Origin of the sequence: Rhizobium sp. AN73 (assembly GCF_030757975.1) — a bacterium.
Classification (GTDB): domain Bacteria; phylum Pseudomonadota; class Alphaproteobacteria; order Rhizobiales; family Rhizobiaceae; genus Agrobacterium; species Agrobacterium arsenijevicii.
On the sequence record NZ_JARWME010000002.1, the window covers coordinates 1,884,912 to 1,909,741 of the forward strand.

Annotated in this window: 21 protein-coding genes and 1 pseudogene; 7 read left to right on the plus strand and 15 right to left on the minus strand. The window is 59.8% G+C overall.

Translation table 11 applies throughout. The features are described 5' to 3' along the window. The first annotated feature begins 142 nt into the window (after positions 1-142). Both RBH10_RS19285 and RBH10_RS19290 read left to right on the plus strand, forming a co-directional pair. Positions 143-1,300 (plus strand): PA0069 family radical SAM protein, encoded by a 1,158-nt coding sequence (locus tag RBH10_RS19285; RefSeq protein WP_281036095.1) that lies wholly within the window; start codon positions 143-145, stop codon positions 1,298-1,300. A 332-nt stretch (positions 1,301-1,632) separates the two neighbouring features. Continuing rightward, positions 1,633-2,286 (plus strand): ribonuclease HII, encoded by a 654-nt coding sequence (locus RBH10_RS19290; protein ID WP_281036094.1) that lies wholly within the window; start codon positions 1,633-1,635, stop codon positions 2,284-2,286. A 50-nt stretch (positions 2,287-2,336) separates the two neighbouring features. On the opposite strand, the gene RBH10_RS19295 is transcribed toward RBH10_RS19290, so the two are convergent. The 13 genes from RBH10_RS19295 to RBH10_RS19355 all read right to left on the minus strand — a co-directional run bounded on the left by RBH10_RS19295 (position 2,337) and on the right by RBH10_RS19355 (position 15,885). Next, positions 2,337-3,632: a hypothetical protein gene (locus RBH10_RS19295; RefSeq protein WP_281036093.1), complete on the minus strand. Its 1,296-nt coding sequence runs from the start codon at positions 3,630-3,632 to the stop codon at positions 2,337-2,339. A 366-nt stretch (positions 3,633-3,998) separates the two neighbouring features. Next, positions 3,999-4,484 carry a F0F1 ATP synthase subunit B gene (locus RBH10_RS19300; protein WP_045018338.1) on the minus strand — a complete coding sequence of 162 codons (486 nt, stop codon included), beginning with the start codon at positions 4,482-4,484 and terminating at the stop codon, positions 3,999-4,001. A 1-nt stretch (position 4,485) separates the two neighbouring features. Then, the gene (locus RBH10_RS19305; RefSeq protein WP_281036092.1) at positions 4,486-5,127 is read right to left on the minus strand and encodes a F0F1 ATP synthase subunit B; all 642 of its coding nucleotides are present in this window, start codon (positions 5,125-5,127) and stop codon (positions 4,486-4,488) included. 81 nt (positions 5,128-5,208) lie between these two features. Further along, positions 5,209-5,436, minus strand: a complete 228-nt coding sequence (locus RBH10_RS19310) for a F0F1 ATP synthase subunit C (RefSeq protein ID WP_003494147.1) — start codon at positions 5,434-5,436, stop codon at positions 5,209-5,211. A gap of 73 nt (positions 5,437-5,509) precedes the next feature. Then, positions 5,510-6,259, minus strand: a complete 750-nt coding sequence (locus tag RBH10_RS19315) for a F0F1 ATP synthase subunit A (RefSeq protein WP_045018343.1) — start codon at positions 6,257-6,259, stop codon at positions 5,510-5,512. A gap of 61 nt (positions 6,260-6,320) precedes the next feature. Then, complete coding sequence (locus tag RBH10_RS19320; RefSeq protein WP_045018345.1) at positions 6,321-6,686, minus strand: AtpZ/AtpI family protein; 366 nt, start codon at positions 6,684-6,686, stop codon at positions 6,321-6,323. A 270-nt stretch (positions 6,687-6,956) separates the two neighbouring features. Further along, on the minus strand, positions 6,957-8,108 hold the full coding sequence (locus tag RBH10_RS19325; RefSeq protein WP_281036091.1) for a cell wall hydrolase: 1,152 nt from the start codon (positions 8,106-8,108) through the stop codon (positions 6,957-6,959). 146 nt (positions 8,109-8,254) lie between these two features. Continuing rightward, positions 8,255-10,174 (minus strand): potassium transporter Kup, encoded by a 1,920-nt coding sequence (locus RBH10_RS19330; RefSeq protein ID WP_045018349.1) that lies wholly within the window; start codon positions 10,172-10,174, stop codon positions 8,255-8,257. A gap of 15 nt (positions 10,175-10,189) precedes the next feature. Further along, positions 10,190-11,167 carry a magnesium/cobalt transporter CorA gene (corA, locus tag RBH10_RS19335; RefSeq protein ID WP_281037344.1) on the minus strand — a complete coding sequence of 326 codons (978 nt, stop codon included), beginning with the start codon at positions 11,165-11,167 and terminating at the stop codon, positions 10,190-10,192. A gap of 316 nt (positions 11,168-11,483) precedes the next feature. Continuing rightward, complete coding sequence (locus RBH10_RS19340; protein WP_281036090.1) at positions 11,484-12,623, minus strand: Mrp/NBP35 family ATP-binding protein; 1,140 nt, start codon at positions 12,621-12,623, stop codon at positions 11,484-11,486. A 127-nt stretch (positions 12,624-12,750) separates the two neighbouring features. Beyond that, positions 12,751-13,974, minus strand: coding sequence for a CmpA/NrtA family ABC transporter substrate-binding protein (locus RBH10_RS19345; RefSeq protein ID WP_306180764.1), 1,224 nt, complete (start codon positions 13,972-13,974; stop codon positions 12,751-12,753). Between the two features lie 79 nt (positions 13,975-14,053). Then, on the minus strand, positions 14,054-14,794 hold the full coding sequence (locus RBH10_RS19350) for an autoinducer binding domain-containing protein (RefSeq protein WP_281036089.1): 741 nt from the start codon (positions 14,792-14,794) through the stop codon (positions 14,054-14,056). Positions 14,795-15,000: 206 nt separating this feature from the next. Further along, a complete protein-coding gene (locus tag RBH10_RS19355) occupies positions 15,001-15,885 on the minus strand; it encodes an IclR family transcriptional regulator (RefSeq protein ID WP_281036088.1) in 885 nt (294 codons plus the stop codon). Between the two features lie 84 nt (positions 15,886-15,969). Here RBH10_RS19355 and RBH10_RS19360 point away from each other — a divergent pair, with 84 nt between their 5' ends. Genes RBH10_RS19360 through RBH10_RS19375 form a run of 4 tightly spaced genes read left to right on the plus strand, consistent with a single transcriptional unit; the run spans position 15,970 to position 19,190 of the window. Next, positions 15,970-16,740, plus strand: coding sequence for an SDR family NAD(P)-dependent oxidoreductase (locus RBH10_RS19360; protein ID WP_281036087.1), 771 nt, complete (start codon positions 15,970-15,972; stop codon positions 16,738-16,740). After that, positions 16,740-17,654, plus strand: a complete 915-nt coding sequence (locus tag RBH10_RS19365) for a 2-dehydro-3-deoxygalactonokinase (RefSeq protein ID WP_281036086.1) — start codon at positions 16,740-16,742, stop codon at positions 17,652-17,654. The genes RBH10_RS19360 and RBH10_RS19365 overlap by 1 nt, the downstream gene beginning before the upstream one ends. A gap of 14 nt (positions 17,655-17,668) precedes the next feature. Continuing rightward, positions 17,669-18,298 carry a 2-dehydro-3-deoxy-6-phosphogalactonate aldolase gene (locus tag RBH10_RS19370; protein WP_281036085.1) on the plus strand — a complete coding sequence of 210 codons (630 nt, stop codon included), beginning with the start codon at positions 17,669-17,671 and terminating at the stop codon, positions 18,296-18,298. Positions 18,299-18,302: 4 nt separating this feature from the next. Next, positions 18,303-19,190 carry an SMP-30/gluconolactonase/LRE family protein gene (locus RBH10_RS19375; protein ID WP_281036084.1) on the plus strand — a complete coding sequence of 296 codons (888 nt, stop codon included), beginning with the start codon at positions 18,303-18,305 and terminating at the stop codon, positions 19,188-19,190. A gap of 200 nt (positions 19,191-19,390) precedes the next feature. On the opposite strand, the gene RBH10_RS19380 is transcribed toward RBH10_RS19375, so the two are convergent. Together RBH10_RS19380 and RBH10_RS19385 are read right to left on the minus strand one after the other, a co-directional pair. Further along, on the minus strand, positions 19,391-20,743 hold the full coding sequence (locus RBH10_RS19380; protein WP_045018362.1) for a bifunctional diguanylate cyclase/phosphodiesterase: 1,353 nt from the start codon (positions 20,741-20,743) through the stop codon (positions 19,391-19,393). Positions 20,744-20,884: 141 nt separating this feature from the next. Beyond that, positions 20,885-22,503 (minus strand): annotated as a pseudogene (locus RBH10_RS19385) (response regulator). A 408-nt stretch (positions 22,504-22,911) separates the two neighbouring features. Here RBH10_RS19385 and mutL point away from each other — a divergent pair. Next, positions 22,912-24,732, plus strand: a complete 1,821-nt coding sequence (gene mutL, locus RBH10_RS19390) for a DNA mismatch repair endonuclease MutL (RefSeq protein ID WP_281037342.1) — start codon at positions 22,912-22,914, stop codon at positions 24,730-24,732. The last annotated feature ends 98 nt before the right edge of the window (positions 24,733-24,830 follow it).

Below are 24,830 nucleotides of genomic sequence, written 5' to 3' on the forward strand. Positions count from 1 at the left end.
GCTATTTTTGTTCTTGTATTGTTCTCATTTGTGCAGTAGGAATTTAATCATTCGAGAGGGCGATGAAACGCCGGTTCGAGCGGAAACGGTTTAGGGCGTTGGACGTGCCTTGAGAGGCGCGCGGCACCCTGGGAGCATCCAGATGAGAGACCATACGCTTTCGGGGCAGGCTGCCTTCCAGCCGAGCCATACGCCGGATATTGCCAATGCGCTGGCCGATGCATCGGGCCTGCGTATCGAGATCGACCGTCGCCGCGGACGTGGTGCCGGGATTAATCCGGGCGGCCGCTTCGAGGCGCTGCAGCGGGAGGTGTTCGATGATGGCTGGCAGACTCTCGAGGAGCTGCCGGAATTCCGCACCGAAGTGCAGGTGGAAAAGCCGCGCAGCATCATCACCCGCAACGAATCGCCCGACATTCCCTTCGACCGTTCCATCAATCCCTATCGCGGCTGCGAGCATGGCTGCATCTACTGCTTCGCCCGCCCCACGCACAGCTATATGGGGCTCTCGGCGGGGCTGGATTTCGAGGCCAAACTGTTTGCCAAGCCGGATGCGGCCAAGCTGCTGGAAAGGGAGCTGGCGAAACCCGGCTACAAGCCGCGTGTGATCGCCATCGGCACCAATACCGATCCCTATCAGCCAATAGAGCGTGAATGGCGCATCATGCGGCAGATACTGGAAGTGCTGGCGAAGGCCGACCACCCCGTCGCCATCGTCACCAAATCGGCCCTGATCAGACGCGATATCGACATTCTGGCACCGATGGCCAGGAAGGGGCTCGCCAAGGTGGGTATTTCCGTGACGACGCTGGATCGCAAGCTGGCACGCAGCATGGAACCGCGCGCCGCCACCCCCGACAAACGGCTGGAAGCCATCAAGACCCTGACGGATGCCGGTATTCCCGTGGCAGTGATGATGGCGCCCGTCATTCCGGCACTCAACGATCATGAGATCGAACGCGTTCTGGAAGCCGGCAAGGCCGCTGGCGCCAGCGAAGCCTCCTATGTGCTGTTGCGCCTGCCGCTGGAGGTCAGTCCCCTCTTCCGCGACTGGCTGCTGCGCAATTACCCGGATCGCTACCGGCATGTCATGTCGCTGGTGCGCTCCATGCGCGACGGCAAGGATTACGATGCGGAATTCGGAAAACGCATGAAGGGCGCCGGTCCCTATGCCTGGCAGATCGGCCGGCGTTTCGAGATGGCGACGAAACGGCTTGGCCTCATCCGCCGCGGCATTCATCTGCGCGACGATCTCTTCGTGCCGCCGGGTGGTACAGGCGTGCAATTGTCGCTGCTTTGAAAATTACCCCGCTTGCTGGATCGAAGGCGCAGCATTGTGCGCGCGGCCGATAACCGGCGGTGCTTGCCAATAAAGAGTGACGGCCCTGCCCTTTGACAGGGCCCTGCTCTTGACGAAATGCCCGGCGGGTTTTCCCTGGCCCGTCGGACATTCCCCCCGGATCCGCCGCCTCGCGTGCGATCGTTTTTCCTCCGCCGCCCCGTTGGAGGATCAAAGGTCATGACGACCTAAGGGGCACGGTCGGCCACGCCCCTTGACCGGCTGGCCGCGCCCGTCATCGCCCGCTTCCGGGGGCTTGCAGGAGATCGGGTGTGTGTGCGAGTTTCAGCCGCATGAAACGCAGCACCGCACCCGATTCTCCTGCTCTCTTTGATCTTGCCGATACCGGACCGGATTTCTCCTTCGAACTGGAAGCGAGAAAGAAGGGCCTCTGGCCCGTAGCCGGCACGGATGAGGCTGGCCGCGGCCCCTTGGCCGGGCCGGTGGTCGCGGCGGCGGTCATTCTCGATCCCGACAATATCCCAAAAGGCCTCGACGATTCCAAGAAGCTGACCAAGCTGAAACGGGAACGCCTGTTCCTGCAGATCATGGAAACGTCGATCGTTTCCGTCGCCTCCTCCGGCCCCGGCCTGATCGACACCATGAATATTCTGCGCGCCAGCCTCGACGCCATGCGCCGCGCCGTGCTTGGTCTCGAAACCTCCCCCGCCCTCGTGCTGGCCGACGGCCGCGACAAGCCACCGGGTATCACCTGCGAAGCCAAGGCCGTCATCAAGGGCGATTCCCGCTCCCTCTCCATCGCCGCCGCCTCGATCATCGCCAAAGTGACTCGCGACCGGATGATGGAACGAGCCGGCGTCGTGCATTCGTCCTATGGTTTCGAAGGCCATGCCGGTTACGGCACACCCGCCCACCTTCGCGCCATCGAAAGCCACGGCCCCTGCCCGCTGCACAGAATGAGTTTCAGGCCGCTGAAGCAGGAGTGATCGCGGCGAGCTTGGGTTTAGGTCGAGTACGACAAATCTCGCGCAATCACTCAAGTATTGCGCTTATCGATCGTACGCTCGTGCATTAAGTCAAACATGCACCCCTGCTGGACCTGCCAGGTGCCTTCATCGGTAGGCATTGCAATGTGACCATCGGCTGTGTGATTGAAAGCCAAGACTAGAAATTCGCCGCCAACATCACCTTTCTGCTTCCGGCCATTCATTCGAATGCGCGCTTCCGCTCGAGCAACTGTTGTCTGAGACACCGAGAGAATCTCGAAATCAATGAGCTTTATATGCTCCTCATCCGCTCGCATGCGACCTGCGAGATGTGCGTGCTTTTGCCGCGTCATATTGACAGCCCGTTTTGCCATGATACCGAAATTCCGGTTCTGCCAGCCAGCGAAGAACTCCCGAAACGCGAAGGGAGGCTCGTCTTCTGCAATTCCTGCTAGGAGCGGTCCTTCCCAGCGGCGGGGAACAAACGCTTCGATAGCTGCCTTGTCAGCCTGGTTCTTCTCCAGCGTTGCGGAGATACCGGCCCAGTTCATGGATCGTCGCTCGTCATCTTTGGCCCGTCGAGCCTCCTCGTCTTGTTTGTCCACAGCCCAGTCCACCAGCGCAATCATCAGCATCCACGCCTTTCCGCAGACAGCACGATTCGCATAGCCCAGCGAGCGGCCGTGAAGGATGCCATGCCGGAGCGGTAACGAAAGAATATCGTCGCTCGACTTGCGCACCCCTTTTGTAATCCGTGCGATCGCCGCAGGAAGCGACGACGGGTGAGCCACTACGGAATCGAACGCGCTCAGGTCCACGTTCTTCTCGAATGGTGAGGTTCCGAGCACGTCCGACGCAAAACCATCGCAGGCGATCAGTACTAGAGGAACCGCTGACCAGTACCGGCCTTCTGTAGTCAACGCCAGTGCTTCGCGTAGCTGATGCCACCGACCGTGGACGTCTCCAAAACTTTTGCTGCGGGTGATGGCGAAGAGATTGATGGTCTCGCGATCAAGTACCCAGTCGAGTATGATCTCTTCCCCCGTATCCGCATCGCCCTCGTCATGCTTGGTCAAAGCAGCGCGCATAGCATCCACCGACATTGACGACGTCGCAAGCCAGCCCCGTTCTGAGAATGCGGCGTTGAATCGGTCGGGAAGGAGAAGGATGTCCGATTGGGCAAGAAACTGATCCGCGCTGTCCACGATTTTCCTCGTCTTTTCTCCGCCAAGACCCGCTTTGAGAGCTAGGTTTGCTAGGCTCCGAACCATTCGCGCGGCAGACAGTGCAGTTGAAAGTTCCCGTATGGACGGGAGATCGGCAATTCCTTTGTCCTTCTTTTTCATCCCAACCCGTCGTGCACCATCAAAAATAGCTCTTCGTATAGCAGAATGGTGGCAGTGCAACTAGCAGTAACGGAGCCAGCCTTGTTTCGCTCTCGGGGATTTCGTCACCAATATATGCGTAGCCATGTCCGCTTCTGGCGCAAAGCAACAACGCAATTGGATATCAGGCAAGAGGAAGCTGAGGCCAAAGCGATGCCAAGCTCTGTGACCTTGCGACCCGACCCAACAGGCTCGGCCGGAACTCCTGCAGCGAGCTTCGCCGTTCTGATGGCTAACTGTTCCGTATCTCCATCCAGCCTCATCAACGCAAACAAAAAACCCCTCGCGGCGGGAGCCGGAGGGGTTTTGAATGGTCCGAGATAAATCTCAGTTCAGCTTCGACTTCACTTCGCCGATGGTGTTGGCGAAAAGTTTGGCTTTTGCGGCAGCGGTGGTCTTTTCGGCAATGAGCTTCTCGGAAGCGGCAATGGCGATATCCACAGCGGCGGCACGAACGGCGCCGATGGCGTCTTCTTCGGCCTGCTTGATCTTCTGTTCCGACAGGGCCGTGCGGCGGGCGACGAATTCTTCCGTCTTCTGCTTGGCTTCGGCCGTAAAGGCGGCGGCTTCACGCTCGGCGGCCGCGAGGATGCCTGCGGCTTCCGCTTCGGCTTCCTTGCGCTTGCGCTGGTATTCGGCCAGCAGATGCTGGGCCTCTTCACGCAGGCGCTTGGCTTCGGCCAGCTCGTCCTGAATGTTCTGCGCGCGCTCGTCCAGAGACTTGGAGAGCATGCCCGGAACCTTGAGATAGGCGATCAGGACGAAGAAAAGGACAAGACCGACGAGAGCGAAAAATGATGCATCAAACGCCATATCAGGCTCCCTTCAAGTCAGAAGCGGCAGCAATGGCGGCCTTGACGTCGGTGTCCTTGACCTTGGCGCCAACCAGCTGGTCGACGATCGCGGTCGCGGTTTCCTCGGCAATAGCGCCGACATCAGCGAATGCCTGATCCCTGACGCCCGCAATGCGCTTTTCGGCGGCGGCGAGCTTTTCAGCAAGTCCAGCCTCGATTGCGACGCGGTCGGCATCGGCCTTCGCCTTGGCGGCGTCACGTGCCGCGGAGCCGATCGAGCTTGCCTTGGCGCGGGCTGCCGCGAGTTCTTTTTCATAGGTTTCGACGGCTACGTCGGCTTCGTTCTTAAGCCGCGCCGCTTCATCGAGATCCTGTGCAATGCGCCCATGACGGTTTTCGAGAATGCCGCCGACGCGAGGAACGATGACCTTCTGCATGAGCAAGTAGAAAAGGCCGAACGTGATCGCCAGCCACAGAAGCTGCGATGCATAAGTAGTGTGGTCAAACGGCGGAAATACGCCGGAAGCACCGTGTTCGGCGCCGTGCGCTACACCGGTTTCCGTGTGCGTGGCTTCCGGTTGCGGCTGGCCGACGACCGGAGTTTCCGTATGCGTTTCACCTACGGTCGGTGCTGACTGGGCATAAGCCTCGGTCACGAACATGCTCACCTCCAGGGGGACTGCAAATGCGAAGGATCACGGCACGCCATTAGCGCGAGCCGTGATCCAGAACCTGAACTGTTATTAGACAGCGAACAGGAGAAGAAGAGCTACGAGCAGCGAGAAGATGCCCAGAGCTTCCGTAACGGCGAAGCCGAATACCAGACGGCCGAACTGGCTGTCGGCAGCAGAGGGGTTGCGCAGTGCGCCGGAGAGGTAATCACCGAAGATACGGCCGAGTGCGAGGGACGTACCAGCCATGCCGAGGCATGCGAGACCTGCGCCGATGTACTTTGCTGCTTCCGCTTCCATGTGAGACTCCTTGAGATATAGGTTGTTGCGGCTATTTTTTGGCGCCCGTTGCCGGGGCCAGCGACTTTACTTCTCAGTGACCACCATGCACGGCATCGTTCAGGTACATGCAAGTCAGTACCGCGAACACATAAGCCTGCAGGAAGGCAACGAGAAATTCGAGAGCGGTCATGGCGACCGTCATGAGCAAAGGCAGGACAGCGCCGCCGACACCGAGAGCGCCGAGAGCGCTCATCGAGGCGACAAAGCCTGCGAAAACCTTGAGTGTGATGTGGCCGGCCAGCATGTTCGCGAAAAGACGAACGGAGAGGCTGATCGGACGCGACAGGAACGAAATCATTTCAATGGCCGACACCAGAGGCAAAAGCGCCTTGGGCACACCCGTCGGGGCGAAAATGCCGAAGAAATGCAGACCGTGCTTGTAGAAACCATAAACGACGACCGTGCCGATGACGAGGCAGGCAAGCGCGAAGGTGACGATGATCTGGCTGGTGATCGTGAAGAAATACGGGAACATGCCAAGCAGGTTGGCCGTCAGCACGAACATGAACAGCGAAAAGACGAAGGGGAAGAATACCATGCCCTTTTTGCCAGCGCCTTCGCGCAGCATGGAGGCGATGAATTCATAGGACATTTCGGCGACGGACTGCATGCGGGTCGGGATAAGACCGCGGTTCGACGTCGCGAAATAAAGGAAACCAGAAGCGGCAGCCACGGTCGCGACCATGAAAAGCGACGCATTGGTGAAGGAAAAATCGACGCCGCCAATTTCGATCGGAATGATCGGCTGCACCAAGAACTGATGGGTCGGATCGTTTGCCACCGGCTGCCCTCTTTACCTGTCGCCGCGCCCGCGCGGCATCTCAACTGCAAGAAAAAACAGCTTAAACGCCGTCTTTTCCACCCTCGTCTTGCTTGTTGGCCTTCTCAAGCAGCGGCGGCTTTGCCACCACGCCCGCCGAGCGCAACACATTCAATACGCCTGCGCAGAAACCGAGAAGAAGAAGAACGATCATCCCCCACGGTGTCGTGCCGACAAAATAGTCCAGAAGATAACCCAGCATAGCGCCGACCACGATGGCCGAAATGAACTCCGATGAGAGCTTCACCGCCATCGCAAAACCTTTCCGGTTTTCCGCAGCGTTGGTCTCCGCCCTCACTTCCGCCTCATCCTCCGCCTTCACCTTTGCCAACTCTTCGGCAAGGCGCTTGCGACGCTCGTCCAGACTATCGTCACGGTTGCCAGTCATCTTAAAATCCCACCCAATTTCTCCGTTCCAGCCATGCCAGAACCCTTTGGAGTTGTAAACGGTGGGGGATTAAGCCTGTTCCAGCCCGCTCTGAAGTCGCGCGCAACATAGTTTTAGGGGCTCCGCTAGTCAAGGCACCGGCGAAGCTTGTTTCGACACAAATTAAATATGCAAAAACAGATACTTAACGCCAAATCGTCGTTTGATGGCGATGTTTCCCGCGGGAATCGGCATTTTTGACACGCAAATTGCGACAAATTGGCGGTGGTATCAGCTCCAACCGCCACCATAGGTACGATAAAAGACGTGCAGACCAATCCTGCCGACCTTCTTCATCGATTTTCCCCAGGCGGGACGAACATAGACCGCATGATAATGAGTCGCCGAACCCACTTCCGTCAGCCAGATCTTGCCGGCGGTGGTGGCCATGGCCACTTCGCGCGCCATTTTCCAATGGCGTTCGGAATTCACCCGGTCCTTTATATTGTCGCAGGCGAAGGAAAACTGGCAGCGGTTGCGCCAGTCCTTGTTCTGGTAGACCACGCCGCAGATGGTTTTCGGGTAAGCGGGGTTGCGCACGCGGTTGAGGATGACCTGCGCCACCGCTGCCTGTCCCTTGACCGATTCACCGCGCGCCTCGAAATAGATGCCGGATGCGAGGCATTGCTGTTCGGCTGCGGAAAACACCTCGGCTGGAAGCGGGGTCGCGGCCCAGGCGTGGTCTTCCCCGCTGATCTGCGGCACGAAACGTCCAGCCTCCGGTTTCTTGAGAATGGCGTCGAAAGGCGATTCCCGGGCGAAATCGGGTGCGGCCGGCGCGTAAGCCGTGGCGAGGATGTCCGGGGTCCTGTTGGTGATGAGTTCCGCCAGCATCGGCGAGACGCTCTTGTCCACCTTCTTTTCATCACGGCGGAAATAGAAGGAGGCGAGTTCGACGTCCTTGCCGCGTTTAGGCTTCACGAAAGCGGTGCGGTCCTTGCGCTTCAGCGGCTCTATATCCAGCATGCTGGTGCGCTGCAGAACGGAACCGGCGGTGAAAGCCTTTGGCGGCTGCATGATTTCGGTGGCGACGATGCGGCCCTTCTTGGCGGCGCGGTTGACGCGCTCGCTGTCGGGCGTCGTCTCGTCACCCTTCTTGTTGGTGACGAAGGCCACCTTGCTGCCATTTGGCAGGGTCATGCCGCTGCCATGCAGCGCCGCCTCCCCTTCCGCATCATTAAAGGTGAGCGAGGCATTATGTACGGAGCCTGCCGGAGAAGCGGTCAGCACCATGCGCCATTGCTCGCCGCCATTGTCCAGCCCAGCCAGCAGAGAGGCCAAATCCGCACGCGCGGCGATGGAAGGAAAAACGAGCCAGGCGGCAAGGCCGAAGACGACGGGCGAGGTCCATGCCTGAAGGGACGCGAAGGACCGACGACGCATTACTCTTTTCGAACGCAAAACCAGCACTCCGAACACCAACAACCAACTTTGTTACAGGTGTTCGAGAATCTCTTATTAACCTTGATGCTTGGTTAACGCCGCGCGCGGGTGCGGCTTCACGTTAATGTGTAACCACCTTCTAATAGTCAGACGACGACGTGCGAGCCGAGTTCCACCACGCGGTTGGCCGGAAGGCGGAAGTAATCCGAGGGATCGGCGGCCGTTTCGGCGAGCGCTATGAACAGACGGTTCTGCCAGCCCGGCATGCCCGATTTCGGATCCGGCACCAGCTTGCGACGGCCGAGATAAAACGAAGTGGACATGATGTCGAACTTGTAGCCGGTGCGCCTCAGGTAACCGAGCGCCTGGGTGACGTTCTGTGTTTCCATGAAGCCGAAATGCAGTTCGACCACGACAAAACGATCACTCAGTTTCGTCAGCGTGTAGCGATCTTCATGGTGCACACGCGGCTGGTCCTCGGTGCGGATCGTCAGGATGACGTTCTTGTCGTGAAGGACGTGGTTGTGCTTGAGATTGTGCAACAATGCCGCCGGCGCGGCCTCCGGATCGCCGGTCAGGAAAATCGCGGTGCCGGGCACACGCACCGGCGCATGGGCGCTTTCCTTTTCCACCGAAGCGACGAAAGCCTTCAGCGGCACATCGCCGCGGCGGGTCTTGGCGAAAAGGATTCTCGAACCGCGCTGCCAGGTGGTCATGATGACGGTGAAGGCAATTGCCAGCAGCACCGGCACGTAGCCGCCATCGTGGATCTTGAGCAGGTTTGCACCAAGGAAGATCAGTTCCAGCAGCAGCAGCGGTGCCAGCACGGCAATTGCCAGCCAGACCGACCACTGCCAGCGTTTGCGCACGAATTCGAAGAACATCAGGCTGGTGACGACCATCGCGCCGGTGACGGAAATACCATAAGCCGTGGCCAGTGCATCCGAACTCTTGAAGGTGAATACCAGTGCGACGACGCCGAACAGCAGGATGGTGTTGACGGCAGGAAGATAGATCTGCCCCGTATTGGTTTCCGAGGTGAAGAGGATTTCCATACGCGGCAGATAGCCGAGATGGATCGCCTGACGCACGAGCGAAAACGCACCTGTTATGACCGCCTGGCTGGCGATGATGGTGGCCGCCGTGGCCAGAATGACGGCCGGCAGGATCGCCCATTGCGGGAACATCAGATAGAACGGATTGGCCATTGCCGCCGGATCTTTCAGTACCAGCGCGCCCTGCCCCAGATAGTTCAGCGTCAATGCCGGGAAGACCAGACAGAACCATGCCCACTGGATGGGGCGGCGGCCGAAATGCCCGAGATCGGCATAAAGCGCTTCGGCACCCGTGATCGTCAGAAAAACTGCGCCAAGCACGATAAAGCCGTGAAAGCCTTCATCGGCCAGAAATTCCACCGCGTGCCAGGGGTTGAAGGCATAGAGGATGCCGAAGTCATCGGCGATGTGAATGAGACCCGCCAGACCCATGACGATGAACCAGACAGCCGTGATCGGCCCGAAGAATTTCGCCACCGTTCCCGTGCCGTGCGACTGGATGGCGAAGAGGCCGATGAGAATGCAGACGGATATCGGAATAACAAACTCATCCATGGCCGGCGTGACGAGCTTCAGGCCCTCCACCGCCGAAAGCACTGATAGCGCCGGCGTGATCATCGCATCGCCAAGGAACAGTGCCGCGCCGATGAGGCCGAGCATGATGAGAACACCGCGATGGGTGCCCGCCGTTTTCATCAACAGCGCCAGAAGCGAAAGCGTGCCGCCCTCGCCGTCATTGTCGGCACGCAGCAGAAGCGTGATGTATTTGAACGTCACGATGATCGTCAAAGACCAGATCATCAATGAGGTGAGGCCGACGACCTCGCTCCTCGTCACGCCGTCATAAGCGATCGGCTTTAAGGCTTCGCGGAAGGCATAAAGCGGGCTGGTACCGATATCGCCGTAAACGACGCCGATGGAACCAAGGATCGCGGCATAAAGCCCCTTGTTCTGATGCTTGTCGTCCGCATCCGGTTTCTCGGTAACGTCCTTGTCTGCGATTTGAGACATGATGATCCTGGCTCCTTAGAGCCAGCCCTTCCAACGGAAAAAGAGAAACGGGATGATTGCGGACATCAGCATGACGACAAGCGCGAGTGGATAACCAAACGTCCAGTTCAACTCCGGCATGAGCTGAAAGTTCATTCCGTAAATCGAAGCTACCAGCGTAGGCGGCAAGAACACGACCGAGGCAATGGAGAAGATCTTGATGATGCCGTTCTGCTCGATATTGATGATGCCGAGAGAGGCGTCCAGCAGAAATGTCAGATTGCCGGAAACGAAGGAAGCATGTTCGGTCAGCGACTGGATATCCCGCGCGATCGACTTGCCCTGTTCCCGCGCATCCTTGTCCTGCTGAACCTGCGCGCTTGTATTCAGAAAGGTCTGCACGCGCGCAAGCGATGCGAGGCTGTCGCGAACCTTCGAAATCAGCCGGTGATAGGCGGCAATGTTCGTCAGCCGGTCTTCGAGATAACGCGGCGCCTTGCGCTTGCTGCGCGCCTGGCTGCCAAGAAGATCGGCGGAAAGATTGTCGATGGCGGCCACCGAATTTTCGAGGATTTCCGCCGTGCGGTCGACGATGGTTTCGAGCAGTTTCAGCAGCAGCGCGGTACCGCTGCGCATCTCGTGCGGCACGCGGGTGATGGCGGCGATGAAGAGGTGAAATGATTTCGGCTCGGCATAACGGATTGTCACGAGACGTTTGCCGGCAAGAATGAAGGCGACATCGGTCAGACGCGCATCATCCGAATCCGCCTTCCACACCAGAGAGGCGGTCATGAAGACGTTGCCGTTCTCCATGTAAAGGCGGCTGGACGGTTCGATGTCCTTCAAATCCTCACGGGTGGGCAGATCGAGCCCCAGCAGCTTTTCGACATGCTGCTCTTCCGTCCTGCTCGGATTGACGAGATCGATCCAGACGATGTCGTCGGGAATCTGTTCGGAGCCGTCGTCTAGCGACAGGCTGATCGCCTCGCAATTGGCGCGATAGGCTTTTATCAATCCGTTTCTCCGGTCCGCATCGCTGGCTTCAGCCGCAATGCTGCTTAACATATCCTGTTCAAGGTCGGCAAACCTTTGGACGACACTTCAGGGAACACCGGAACGTGCAGGATTTTTTACATCCCACCAAACTGACGGACCAAGAACCAAACGGCGCAGGCCTATGCTCCCAAAGCGAGACGCAATCAAGCAGTATTTTCTCGCGACAGCATTGCAGGTAATGCATCTCTGGCGTGTCCGCCAGTTAATATACTGTTTTAAAAAGAATATTTCAGCCGGACAACTGTCCGGCCGATTTTCCTTCACGGTTGGAGGACTATTCGAAAACGATCTTCGGCGCGGCTTTTCTTTCGCCCGCACCGATGCGCGCCCAGACTTTTTCGGCAATATCGCGGTAGATGGCGGCCTGCGGGCCATCCGGCTCGGCGGCGACGACAGGCGTTCCGGCATCCGACATTTCGCGGATGGAAATGGTGAGCGGGACTTCGCCGAGGAACGGCACGCCGATCCGCTCGGCCTCCGCCTTTGCCCCGCCGTGGCCGAAAATATCGTAACGCGCGCCGGTATCCGGCGCGATGAAATAGCTCATGTTTTCGATGACGCCGAGGAGCGGCACTTCCACCTTGCGGAACATGGTGATGCCCTTGCGCGCGTCGATCAGCGCCAGATCCTGCGGCGTGGAGACGATGACGGCGCCGGCGAGCGGCACCTGCTGGGCGATGGTGAGCTGCGCATCGCCAGTGCCGGGCGGCATGTCCAGCACCAGTACATCGAGTTGGCCCCAGGCGACTTCGCGCAGCATCTGCATCAATGCGGACTGAACCATCGGCCCGCGCCAGATCATCGCCGCTTCTTCATCCACCAGGAAACCCATGGACATGACCTTCAACCCATAATTTTCCATGGGAATGATGATGCGGTCTTCCTGCTGCTTAGGACGGCCCGAAATTTTCAGAAGCCGCGGCAGCGAGGGGCCGTAGATGTCAGCGTCGAGCATACCGACCTTGAGGCCGAGCGCCTGTAACCCGAGCGCCAGATTGACGGCGGTGGTGGACTTGCCGACCCCACCCTTGCCCGAGGCGACAGCGATGATGGCGCCAACGCCGGGAACGCCGACCTTCGACGAGCCGGGCTGCGCGGCCGGGCGACCGGTTGCAGCGGCAGGCGCGGCAGGACGCGGCGGTGCCGGTTGCTGCGTGCCGGGTTTGCGATCCGCTGTCAGCGCAACGACGGCGCCGGCGATACCCGGAACGCCCTTGGCCGCCCGCTCGGCGGAAAGCCTCAGCGGTTCCATGTCGGCTGCCTTGTCGGCCGGGACGGTAATCGAGAAATAGGCCTTGGCGTCGGAGATGAAGATTTCCGAGACCATGCCAAGCGCCACGATGCTTTTGCCGCTGTCCGGATAGATGACTGCCTCCAAAGCCTTTTCGACCTGGTGCTTGCTGACCTCTGCCATATGTTTACTCCGCTACATCATCCGGCCGGATACGGGCTGCATTATGCGCCATCCATAGCCAAGCCGGAGCGCTTCGCCAATGCCAAAGCGCATACGACCGACAATAGCGACGATTTAACGCCCGGTTTCAGATTTCATCGTCCATATCAAGTGTTTCCGGATCGAAAACGCGACCGTCGAAAAAACAGTCGGGGCCGAGGACGAGACCCGTGCGCGACGCGCCGACGTGGATCGGCTCCCGCAACGTGCCTTCCAGCTTCAGGTTCGCGCCCGGCACCGGCACGAAAAGCGGCTTCATCGCCTTGCGGAAAATATCCGGCCGATAGGCGTTGCGCGCCGCCTCCACCACTACAGGATCAAACCGACAGTCGGCGGAAACCTCGCCCCAGCGCAACATCTGGCTGAAAAACCACAGGGCCTGGCTCTGCCACGGGAAATTGGCGGCCTTCGCGCTCGTTACGAAAAACTCCTGAAAACGCTGCATGTCCCGTTGCGAGGTGGAAATATAGCCCGTCAGCGCCGGAAGCAGGAATTCACCGTTTTCGTCAATATAATGGGGCGCGGCGAGGATGCCGGTCAGTTCCTCGATATTGGCGGAGTTGGCGCACCATTCGCCGGCACGGTAGAGCGCGCGCAGCAGCCCCTCCAGCAAAGTGGCGTTCTCTTCCGCCCAGGGCCGTCTCACGGCCAGTATTTTTTCCGGCGCATTGTGCCAGATCAACGCTCCGGTGGTGACGATCCGCCCGGTGCCACCAAGCACTGCGGCGCTGCCCGCCGGTTCGGCGGTACAGAGGGCATCGACCTTGCCGCTTTTCAGCAGCGCCGGCATCGACTTCGGCAGGGCTTCGACGATTTCCATGTCGCGGCCGAGCAGCACACCGCAGCTTGCGAACAGATAACGCAACGCATAAAACGGCGTGGACACGATATCTTCGACCGCAAATACCGGTGGTTTTTCACCCGCTGCCCGACGTGCGGCGCAGACACGGGCCATCGCCCGCCCGAAGGCCGCCGGGTCCGGCAGCTTCAGCCCTTCACGGTAAAGCTCGTCGTAAAATCCGTGCGAAACGGTCGTTGCCGATCCGCCAAGGGAAAGAGTGAAGACGCCGACAATATCGGCCGGCAGGTCATCGAGGCCAACCGCGGAACCGACCGGAACCGGGGCGGGCAAATGTGCGATCTGAACTTCATCCTCCCCAAGCGCCGCAAGGACGGCGCGCGCGGATTGTTTTCGGACAAGTTCCAGTTCTACGCCTTCATCGGCAGCAAAGCCTTTTTCGGCAGCGGCTATCAGCACGGCGCAATCGACAGTCGGAGAAAACCCCGCTTTTACCTTATGCCGTTCCGGCAAACGATTTCTCCTTTTCCGGTGATTCGAAAGAAGGATCGCCCAGGAACCCGTTTATCACAATGATAAAGTTGCGGTTTCGCTATTTAATCAGACCAACGCGGAGAGCCTTGGCGACAGCCTGGGTACGGTTGACCGTGTCGAGTTTTTTCGTCGCCCGGTTCAGGTAATGATTGATGGTATGTTCCGACAGCTTCATGATTTCAGCGATTTCGGCACTGGTCTTGCCGGCGGCCGTCCAGTTCAGACAATCGATCTCCCGCTCGTTCAACGTCTCGGGAACCCGCAGGTCGAGGCGGCGGATTTCAGATAGCCGGGCAAAGATGTGGCTGGAAATATAGAAAAGCTCCGCAAGCTGGCTGGTGGGCAAGATCGTTTTGTTGCCGGAAAAGGAGACAGCTCCCCGCGCCGTGGTGATGTCATGAACCGGAAACCACACCGAGTTGATCATCTCGAACCGCTCAAACAAGCCGATGACCGGTTTTTTCGTGACGTGCTCGTCACCTTTGACCAGAAACTCCAGGGAGACGGAAAAGGGCGCGGTCGATTTCTTCAACTGCGCCATCACCCTGCTTCGCTGCAGCATGCCCTCTTCGTCATAACGCTGCAGAAGCTCGGCCGGCCAGCTGGTGATGATGGTACATTGCGACAGCTCGCTTGCCATTTCGGACGACAGATCAAGCACCATGAAGGCCCTGAATTCCCAGGCCTCCGTCAGCCGTTTCAGAAACCGGAATATATCGAATTGCGTGTTCAGACCGGCGATCTCGCGAACGCAATCAACACCAATCGACTGAACGGCGGCCGTCTCTGTTTTCTGCATGAAGCTGTTCTTCGAGAATGAGAAATACCGCCGCAAAGGTCTGCCTTTGCCCGGAAATTGTGAGGATGTTACTCACCAAAACGATTCATGCAAACAAAAGTTGAAACTTAATTCCGAATAATCGAAAATAAGATTAAACTTACACAATACGACGCTCGATCCGCCGTTTCCGTGGCGAAAATCCACAGCTTTACGCTTTTGTTTCCTCAATCATCCGCAACCGGAGATAATCTGCAGGCAAGTTCCGCCGAAATCCTGTCGGCGGTTTCACGCACCAGAGGGGCCCATTTCCGCAGCTGTTCCACACCCACGCGATAGGCTGGGCCGGTCACGGAAATTGCCGCTTTAAAATTGCGCCCCGGCGCTTTGACCGGTGCGGCCACGCAATGAATGCCGATCTCGTGTTCCTGAAGGTCGAAACCGTAACCGTTGCTGCGAATGGCGGCCACATCCGCCGCCAGCGCTTCCGGGGTTACAATCGTGTTTTCCGTGAAGCGGTGGAAGTCCAGCCCGGCGGCAAGCTGCGCTAGGTCATCGGCAGGGAGCAGGGACAACGCGGCCTTGCCCACCCCCGTGCAATAGGCTGGCGAGGTCTTGCCCACCTGCGAATGCATGCGCAAGGTATGCCTGCCCTCCATCTTGTCGAGATAGGTGACTTGCCCACCGTTCAGAACGGCAAGATGCACGGATTCCTGCGTCGCCTCCTGCAACGCCGCCAGATGGGGAGCGGCGACGCTGCGCAGATCGTTACCGCTCCAGGCCTTGGCAGCCAATTGCAGCAGCCTCAAACCAACCGCATAGGTCTGGTCGGCGGCATGGTCCACGAGACCTTCGGCGACGAGATGGGCGAGCTGGCGATGGACCGTACCGCGCGGTTGGCCGCAAGCCTCGACCACATCGGTAAAGCGCATCGGTTTTTCGGCAAAGGCGATAAGCTCCAGAAGCGAGATGGCCTTTCCGAGCGTGCCGGTCGCGCTTTCCGTTTTTCGTTCCGGCGCGGGAACGGCCTCGTGTTCTTTACCATTGGGATTTTTAAGATCGGGCTTTTTAAGATCGGGCATGGCAACATCCACCGTCATCTGTCTTGACATAAGCCTGCGGCCAAGAGAATAATTCCATTTAGTAAAATCTAGTTCCATATAATGGAACAATCAAGCCCCTGACTGGACGAGACGATGCCGATGACGCAAGCCCATTTCCCTGACCTCAAGGACGCGGGCGTGCTCGTCACCGGCGGCGGCTCCGGCATCGGGGCATCGCTGGTGGAAGCTTTTGCGGCGCAGGGCGCGAAGGTCGCGTTCATCGATATCGCCGAAGAGCCAAGCGTGGCGCTCGTCCAACGGCTTGCGGACACGGCCCGCCATCCGGTCCATTTCTTCAAGGCCGATCTGCGCGACATCGCCGCGATCCGGCAGACGGTGGAGGCGGCAGCGTCTGTAACTGGCGGCATCAAGGTGCTCGTCAACAATGCCGCATGGGACGACCGCCACGACATCGATACCGTGACGGAAGCCTATTGGGATGCCAATCAGGCCATCAATCTCAAGCAGATGTTCTTCACCGTTCAGGCCGCACTTCCGCATCTGCGGCAGGCGCAGGACACCTCCATCATCAATTTTTCCTCGATCTCGTTTCTGCTGAACATGGGCGAACTTCCCTCCTATGCGACGGCCAAGGCCGGTATCATCGGCCTGACGAAAAGCCTCGCCGGCAGGCTGGGGCCGGAAAATATCCGCGTCAACACGTTGCTGCCGGGCATGATCGTGACGGAACGACAGAAGGAATTGTGGCTGACGGATGACGCCGTCAGTTCGACCACGGCACGGCAATGCCTCAAGCGCACGCTGGTCGCTGCGGACCTGGTGGGTCCGTGCCTGTTTCTCGCATCATCGGCATCAAGCGCCATTACCGCGCAATCCATAATCGTAGACGGAGGCCTATTATAATGTCTGAACCCGCTTTTATCGCCGTCGACTGGGGCACGACCAGTTTCCGGCTCTGGCTGCTCAGCCGGTCCGGCACAGTGCTGGCCGAGCGCAGAAGCGCGGAAGGCATGACGACCGCAATGCGGACCGGTTTTGCCGATGTTCTGCAATCGCATCTCGATGCCATCGACGCACCGGAAAACCTGCCGGTTCTCGTCTGTGGCATGGCCGGCGCGCGGCAGGGCTGGGTCGAGGCCGGTTATATCGACGTACCGGCATCGCTTTCGGCGGTTCTTGACGGCGCGGTGCGTGTGCCGGGTCAGGAGCGGGATGTGCGCATTCTGCCGGGGCTGGCACAGCGGGACCAAAACGCGCCTGACGTGATGCGCGGCGAGGAAACCCAATTGCTCGGCGCACTCGCATCTTCGGGTGCCGGCAAGAAGCTGGTCTGCATGCCCGGCACGCATTCCAAATGGGTCACGGTCGATGGCAGCGAGGTCACCGGCTTTGCCACCTTCATGACGGGTGAACTGTTCGAGGTCATCTCGAAACAGACCATCCTTTCCCATGCGGTGGCCGAGGCCGAGGCCTTTACCGGCGAACATGAAGCCTTCAGGGCGGCCGTGCGCGATATCTACGCCAACCCGCAGCTGGCGACCAACCGCCTGTTCACGCTGCGCTCCGGGCAATTGCTGCATGGCCTCACCGCGACCGACGCCAAGGCCAAGCTTTCCGGCATCATGATCGGGCTGGAAATCGCCGGCGCGCATTCCACCGCGCGGCGGGACACGCCGGTGGTGCTGATCGGCTCCGGCGCGCTCGGAGCGCTTTACGAGGGTGCATTCGCAGCCCTCGAGATTCAATATACAGTCATCGACGCCGACGAGGCCGTGCGGCGCGGATTACTCGCCGCTGCAAACGCCATCTGGCAATAGGATAGAGAGACATTATGCGTATTCCCTTCCCTTCCATAAAATATCCGCTGATCGCCATCCTGCGCGGCGTCAAGCCCGAGGAAACCGAGGGCGTTGTCGGCGCGCTGATCGAGACCGGCTTCCGCGCCATCGAAATCCCGCTCAATTCGCCCGATCCGTTCCGCTCGATCGAAATCGCCGCGAAGATGGCACCGGCCGATTGCCTGATCGGCGCCGGCACCGTGCTCAGCGTGGAAGATGTGGAATCCCTCGACGCAGCCGGCGGCAAGCTGATGGTCAGCCCCAATGCCGATGCTGACGTGATCGTTGCCGCCCGCGTCAAGGGCATGGTGACAATGCCGGGCGTTTTGACCCCGACCGAAGCTTTGGTCGCCGCAAAGGCCGGGGCGACGGGACTGAAGTTCTTTCCCGCCAGTATCATCGGCCCCGCCGGCATCAATGCCATCCGGACGATCCTGCCGAAGGATCTCATTATTGCCGCCGTCGGCGGCGTTTCGGACAAGAACTTTGCCGAATATACCAAGGCCGGTATCCTTGCTTTCGGGCTTGGCACCAGTCTCTACAAGCCCGGCATGACGGCGGCGGACGTGCGCGAGCGCGCCACCGTCACGCTTTCGGCCTATGACGCAGCAATCGGAGGATAAGAGCTTGGCAACCGTTTTCCCCTTTGCCGGACGTGTGCTTGACGAAACGCCGATGATGCTCGGGGAAGGCCCGACCTTCGATCCGGCAACCGGCACCGCCTGGTGGTTCAATATTCTCGAGCGCGAACTGCACGAACTGCATCTCGCCTCCGGCCGCAAGGCCGTGCATGCCCTGCCCTTCATGGGCAGCGCTCTCGCCAAGATCAGCGACAGCAAACAATTGATTGCCTCCGATGACGGTCTTTTCATTCGTGATACGGCGACAGGCGTGCTGACGCTGCATGCGGAACTGGAAAAGGACACCCCCGGCAACCGTTCCAATGACGGCCGCATGCATCCCTCCGGTGCACTATGGATCGGCACCATGGGCCGCAATGCGGAAACCGGCGCTGGCAGCATCTATCACGTCGCCAGGGGAACCGTGACGAAGCTGTTTGCCGAAATCAGCATTCCGAACTCCATCTGCTTCTCCCCCGACGGCGAGACCGGATATTACGTCGACACCAAGGTCAACCGGATGATGAGAGTACCGCTCGACGCAGAGACGGGCCTCCCATCCGGCAAGGCCGAGGTCTTCATCGATTCCGCCGGTATCGACGGCGGCATAGACGGATCGGTCTGCGATAACGAAGGCCATATCTGGAACGCCCGCTGGGGCATGGGTGCGGTCGATCATTACGATGCGGACGGCAACCACCTTGCACGATATCTGGTGCCGGGGGGACAGACGACCTGCCCGGCCTTCATCGGCCCCGATGCATCACGCCTTCTCGTCACCTCCGCCCGCGAACATCTCGGCGACGACGCCATTGCCGCCAATCCGCAGCATGGCCTGACATTCGAGCTGGGGATCGAGGTCAAGGGCAGGTTCGAGCCGCTCTATAAGCTGTAAGACCCAGGGCGCGCCGCTCGGAGTATCAGGCCCCCTCCTCATTCCTGTGCTTGTAACAGGAATCTAGCCAGCCCAAGTCTTTGGGCTGGAAAGACTCTTCTCGCCACGCAGACGCGTGTCGGCTGGATTCCTGTGACCAGCACAGGAATGAGGGTGGAGGGGATGCACCCACCGCCTCGTATTCACATCCATTTCGCTTCTCAGGGAATATCCGACAGGATCTCGCGATAATTCTCGTGCAGGTAACGCTGGGTCGCGGCGGCATCGGCGGGGCGGCCGTAGAAATAGCCCTGCCCCATGGCGCAGCCGAGCGCGCGCAGCTTTTCCTCTTCCGCCCGTTCCTCGATACCCTCGGCCACAACCTCGAGATCGAGCCCTTCGCACATGGCGACGATGGCCTTGATGATATGTTCCGAGGGACGGTCGCTGCTGATGCGGGAAACGAAGGCGCGGTCGATCTTGACCTTGTCGAAGGTGAAGTCGCGCAGGCGGCCAAGGCTCGACTGGCCAGTGCCGAAATCATCGAGGGAGATGCGAACGCCCGCACCCTGCAATTCGCTGATGATGCGCTGCGCGGTGTCGGCGGATGTCATGACAGCCGTTTCGGTGATTTCAAGCTCCAGCCGGTGCGGGTCGAGACCGACACGCGACAGGATAGAGAGAATATTGTCCGCCGTGCCGGGGTCCATCAATTGCGCGGAAGACAGGTTGAAGGACAGGAAAAGCTCGCGCGGCCAGAACAGCGCCGCTTCCGCCGCCTTGCGCAGCAGGGCTTCCGAGAGAGCGTCAATAAAACCGCGCTCTTCGGCCAGCGGCACGAAAACGGCGGGCGATACGAAGCCGAGATCGGGGTCGTTCCAGCGGGCCAGCGCTTCAAAACCAATGACCTTCGCCTCTTCCAGCCTGACGATGGGCTGGAAATGCACATCGATCGAATCGGTGATAATGGCGTTTCGCAAAGCCTGTTCCAGCTGGGTGGCGCGCTTCATCTCCTGCGCAATCTCGCGCGAATAGACCGTTATCTGGCCGCGGCCGCGACGCTTGGACCGGTAAAGCGCGGTCTCGGCGCTTTTCAGCAGATCCTCGAAATCATCGCCGGCAAAGGGGTAGATGGCAAAACCGAAGGAGGAGGAAAGCCGGACGTTGCGGTCGCCGAGATCGTAAGGGGCCGAAAGCACGTCCTTGATCATGTTGCCGATGCGCTCTGCGCCCATGCGCTCGAACACCAGCGGCAGCACGAAAGCGAATTCGTCGCCGTCATGGCGCGTCACGACGGCGCCATCGGGAATGCAGGCCTTAAGACGGTGCGCCACCTGGCACAGGATCTCGTCACCGGCCTGCACGCCGAAAAGATCGTTGATGGGTTTGAAACCGTCTATATTCGCAATGCCGACCGTGAAGGGCGCGGGATCGCTGGACCGCTCGCTGGCGAGCATGCGGATCTTGTCCCGCAAACGGTAACGATTGCCAAGCCCCGTCAGCGGATCGCTGTAAGCCATCGCTTGCAGCTCGTTCTGGCTGACGTGCAACGCTTGCGGCTCTGCCCGTTTCATTCCTGCATCTCATGAATCCCGTGTCGACCGCGATCACAATGCAGGGCAAGTATTAAAAAAGCCATAGAACCGCGAACCGAAAATGCGGCGGCGTTTTTGGAAGTTCAGCGGCTTGTAGAAAAAAGCTCGGGGGAACAGGTTTCAGGCTTGCAGCCGCAGGGCGTCCTTGCCGAAAAGGCGCAGGAAAACCGCCTCGACCATATCGGGGCTGACGGGTTTCAGCAGCATATCTTCCATGCCCGCCGCCAGGCATTTGTCGAGATCGCCCTCGAAGGCGTGGGTGATGACGCCAACGATGGGAATGCGCTCGTCACCCACCAATGCGCGCATGCGACGGGCAACCTCGAAACCGTCAATATCGCCAAGCGTGGTGTCGAGCAGGACGACGGACGGCGCCTGTTCCGCAAAAAGACGCAACGCCTCCTCACCCGATGTGGCGAGCCGATAGGAAAGCCCCAACCCTTCGAGGATTTGCGAAAAGACGATCTGGTTGACCCTGTTATCCTCAACGAGAAGAATTTCGCAGACGCCGCCGGTCTTGAGGATTTTCGGCAGGTCTTCGGTCATGATCTCCCAGTCCTCGTCGGCAGACTTTTCCTTCGGAGATGATTTTAGGCCGACGGCGAGATAATGCAGCAGGGAAGCGTCGATCTCGTCTTCCTCGATGGTGACGACCGGCAGGTCATGCGCGGCCGCAATATCGAGGCATGTGACGCTCATCTGGGCGTCGACGACGACGACATCGATGCCCACGCCTGCGGAGACGGCTATATCTATGAAACTGCGCTGTTCGTCCTCGCTCGTCACCACAGCGTGGTCCATGCCACCCGCAGCCAGCCGGCGCCCGGCCGCTTCGGCAAAGCGCCCGTTTTCGGACACCACCAGCACCGCCTTGCTCTTCAGCAGGCCGCCTGCGGCATCGCGATCTTCATCCTTGCCATAGGCGGAGGCGACGAAATTGACATGTTCGAGCGAGGGGATGACGGGCATGCCGTTCGCGTCGATGGTGGCGAGTGCTGTCACGTCTTCCATCGTCGTCACCAGGAAATACCGGCCCGGACGGCCCACACGCTGCTTGCGGGTAATCGTCAGCACCTCTTCGCCATTCACCCGCCTCACCCTTTCGGGAATGATGCTTGGCGTGCCGCTGTCCAGCACCATGCGATCGGCGGCGTCGATCCGGCCTGCGACCTTGCGCGAATGCAGATCGAAAACGGTGCGGCCAAGAATGCTCTCGGCGCTCGTCTCGACCATGGTGCAGGCGGCTTTGTTCACGGCCGCATAGGCCAGGTTCCGGTCCTTGACGAGGACCGAAAACGGCAAATTGTCGAGAATGTCCTCGATCAGCTGCACACGCTCAAGGTCGATGCGCCACTGCTCTTCTCTCTTCTTCTGTTCGGAAATATCGGCAACGACACTGATGCCGAGACCGGAAGGCAGGCGGTTCATGACGAAGCGCAGGAAGCGCTCGCCCTTCAGCCGCTCGGTCTTTTCCGATCGTTCCTTCCAGTGCAGCGCCAGGCGCTCGCCGATCCATTCCTCGCGTCCGAGCTGGCGGGCATTGGCGGACAGGCTTTCCGTTTCCAGAAGATAACAATCGTAGAGCGCACTCAGATAATCGCGCAGCCGCGCGCCCGGCCCGATAACGGCCGCTTCAAGCGGAAAAAACTCAGGAGTTTCCGGCTTGCGAAAACAATGTGATCGTTTCGGTCATAAACGACGATCGCCGCGCCAAGCGCGTCGCAAAGGGCATCAAGCATCACCGTATGAACGCCCGCGCCGGAGGACGCCAAATCACTCAACTGCAAACTCCCACCTGTTTTCAGGGTCAGGCTTATGTTTCTATTGGAATCGTCCGGGGCAAATGCCGGGATGAAACGGTAAATTCCGAAAAAGAGACATCAGGGTTCGCTACTTGAAGCAGTCTTGAGGAGAAGATGACGTTCACCCATATTCGACGTCACACACCACCCGGTAAAGGGGGGCCTCGTTCCTGCGGTCATTTCAAGCCGCCTCACCATATGCAAGGCCGATTAAAGGCGGATTAACGCTTAACCTGACGTTGACGGAAATGATCAAATGCCGGGCAGGCCGCAAAACATGTGCAAACTTTCACGACTTGAGTTTTTTGCTTTCGAAGCCGTGACGAATCCGCGAAAATGACGATCATGGCCATCAAGCAGCTTTCAGAAACCCTCATCAACCAGATCGCCGCCGGCGAGGTCATCGAAAGACCCTCCAGCGCCACGAAGGAGCTGGTGGAAAACGCCATCGACGCCGGCGCAACGCGGATCGAGATCGCCACGGCGGGCGGCGGCAAGGGACTGGTGCGCATTACCGATAACGGCTCCGGCATGTCACCCGCCGATCTGGAGCTTGCGGTCCGGCGCCATTGCACCTCGAAAATATCCACGACGCTTGACGATATCCGCACGCTTGGATTTCGCGGCGAGGCCCTGCCCTCCATCGGCTCGGTCGCCAAGCTTTCGATCACCAGCCGGCAACACGGTGCGGAACAGGGGTCGGTAATTTCGGTCACGGGCGGCAAGGTCTCCGAGGTCCGGCCCGCCGCCTCCAATGCCGGCACCATCGTCGAGGTGCGCGACCTGTTCTTCGCCACGCCCGCGCGGCTGAAGTTCCTGAAGACCGAACGGGCGGAGGCGGCCGCCATTACCGAGGTGGTCAAGCGGATGGCGATCGCCTTCCCGCATATCCGCTTCGTGCTGTCAGGCACCGACCGCTCGACGCTCGAAATCCCCTCGACGGGCGACGACCACCTTGCCCGCATGGCGCAGATTCTCGGCGCAGAGTTCAAGGACAACGCCATCGAGATAGATGCCGGGCGCGAGGATGTGACGCTCTCCGGTTTTGCAGGTGTTCCGACCTTCAACCGCGGCAACTCGGCGCATCAATACGTCTTCGTCAACGGCCGCCCGGTGCAGGACAAATTGCTGTTGTCGGCCATTCGCGGCGCCTATGCCGAAACCGTGCCGCATGGGCGATACCCGGTCGCGGTGCTGTCGTTGACGCTCGACCCCGCCTTTGTGGATGTGAACGTGCATCCGGCCAAATCCGACGTGCGTTTCCGCGATCCCGGCCTCGTTCGCGGGCTGATCGTCGGCGCGATCCGCCAGGCGCTGACACGCGACGGCGACAGGGCAGCGACGACCGGCGCCAGCCAGATGGTGAACGCCTTCCGCCCCGGCTACAGCCCCTCCAATCTTCGGCCTTCCGCCGCTGCGACATGGTCCGCCGCAACCTCGCCTTCGCGGCCGCTTGCCGTTTCCGGGGACATGCAATTTGCCGAAGCCGTGCAATCGCGCTTCTCCGACATCACCATGCCGACGGCGCGGGCGGAACCCCGCGAGGCTTACGAAGCCTCCGCAAGCCCGACGCCGGAGCCGGCGCTTTATCCGCTCGGGGCTGCGCGGGCGCAACTCCACCAGAACTACATCATCGCGCAGACGGAAAACGGCCTCGTCATCGTTGACCAGCATGCCGCGCATGAGCGGCTGGTGTTCGAGGAAATGCGCAATGCGCTGCATTCCAGACGCCCGCCTTCGCAGGTGCTGCTCATCCCCGAGATCATCGATCTGCCGGAAGAGGATTGCGACCGGCTGATGGACCATGCGGCAGGTTTCGATGCCTTGGGTCTGGTCATCGAGCGTTTCGGGCCGGGGGCCGTCGCCGTCCGGGAAACGCCCGCCATGCTGGGCGAGGTCAATGTGCAGGGGCTTGTGCGGCAGCTTGCCGACGAGATCGCCGAATGGGACGCGGCCTCCACGCTTGCCAACAAGCTGGAATATGTCGCTGCCACCATGGCCTGCCACGGCTCCGTGCGCTCCGGGCGACGCATGCGGCCGGAGGAGATGAACGCGCTTTTGCGGAAGATGGAGAACACCCCAGGCTCCGGGCAGTGCAATCATGGCCGCCCGACCTATATCGAGCTGAAACTTTCCGATATAGAACGTCTCTTCGGCCGAAGCTGAGCCGGTTACCCGGCGGGCTGGCCTTGGGCCGCGCCGGGCGATATAAATTCAAGGGACTGGAGCATCCGGATTGTTCAGGAGAACGTTGCGCCGTTTCG

Bases quoted from the DNA above. Each gene is read 5' to 3' on its own strand.
- RBH10_RS19295 (WP_281036093.1), bottom strand. From the start codon at position 3,632: ATGAAAAAGAAGGACAAAGGAATTGCCGATCTCCCGTCCATACGGGAA.
- RBH10_RS19325 (WP_281036091.1), bottom strand. From the start codon at position 8,108: ATGCGTCGTCGGTCCTTCGCGTCCCTTCAGGCATGGACCTCGCCCGTC.
- RBH10_RS19340 (WP_281036090.1), bottom strand. From the start codon at position 12,623: ATGGCAGAGGTCAGCAAGCACCAGGTCGAAAAGGCTTTGGAGGCAGTC.
- mutL (WP_281037342.1), top strand. From the start codon at position 22,912: ATGGCCATCAAGCAGCTTTCAGAAACCCTCATCAACCAGATCGCCGCC.
- RBH10_RS19300 (WP_045018338.1), bottom strand. From the start codon at position 4,484: ATGGCGTTTGATGCATCATTTTTCGCTCTCGTCGGTCTTGTCCTTTTC.
- RBH10_RS19320 (WP_045018345.1), bottom strand. From the start codon at position 6,686: ATGACTGGCAACCGTGACGATAGTCTGGACGAGCGTCGCAAGCGCCTT.
- RBH10_RS19310 (WP_003494147.1), bottom strand. From the start codon at position 5,436: ATGGAAGCGGAAGCAGCAAAGTACATCGGCGCAGGTCTCGCATGCCTC.
- RBH10_RS19350 (WP_281036089.1), bottom strand. From the start codon at position 14,794: ATGCAGAAAACAGAGACGGCCGCCGTTCAGTCGATTGGTGTTGATTGC.
- RBH10_RS19370 (WP_281036085.1), top strand. From the start codon at position 17,669: ATGCGTATTCCCTTCCCTTCCATAAAATATCCGCTGATCGCCATCCTG.
- RBH10_RS19360 (WP_281036087.1), top strand. From the start codon at position 15,970: ATGCCGATGACGCAAGCCCATTTCCCTGACCTCAAGGACGCGGGCGTG.
- RBH10_RS19305 (WP_281036092.1), bottom strand. From the start codon at position 5,127: ATGTTCGTGACCGAGGCTTATGCCCAGTCAGCACCGACCGTAGGTGAA.
- RBH10_RS19365 (WP_281036086.1), top strand. From the start codon at position 16,740: ATGTCTGAACCCGCTTTTATCGCCGTCGACTGGGGCACGACCAGTTTC.
- RBH10_RS19290 (WP_281036094.1), top strand. From the start codon at position 1,633: ATGAAACGCAGCACCGCACCCGATTCTCCTGCTCTCTTTGATCTTGCC.
- RBH10_RS19285 (WP_281036095.1), top strand. From the start codon at position 143: ATGAGAGACCATACGCTTTCGGGGCAGGCTGCCTTCCAGCCGAGCCAT.
- RBH10_RS19380 (WP_045018362.1), bottom strand. From the start codon at position 20,743: ATGAAACGGGCAGAGCCGCAAGCGTTGCACGTCAGCCAGAACGAGCTG.
- RBH10_RS19355 (WP_281036088.1), bottom strand. From the start codon at position 15,885: ATGTCAAGACAGATGACGGTGGATGTTGCCATGCCCGATCTTAAAAAG.
- RBH10_RS19330 (WP_045018349.1), bottom strand. From the start codon at position 10,174: ATGTCTCAAATCGCAGACAAGGACGTTACCGAGAAACCGGATGCGGAC.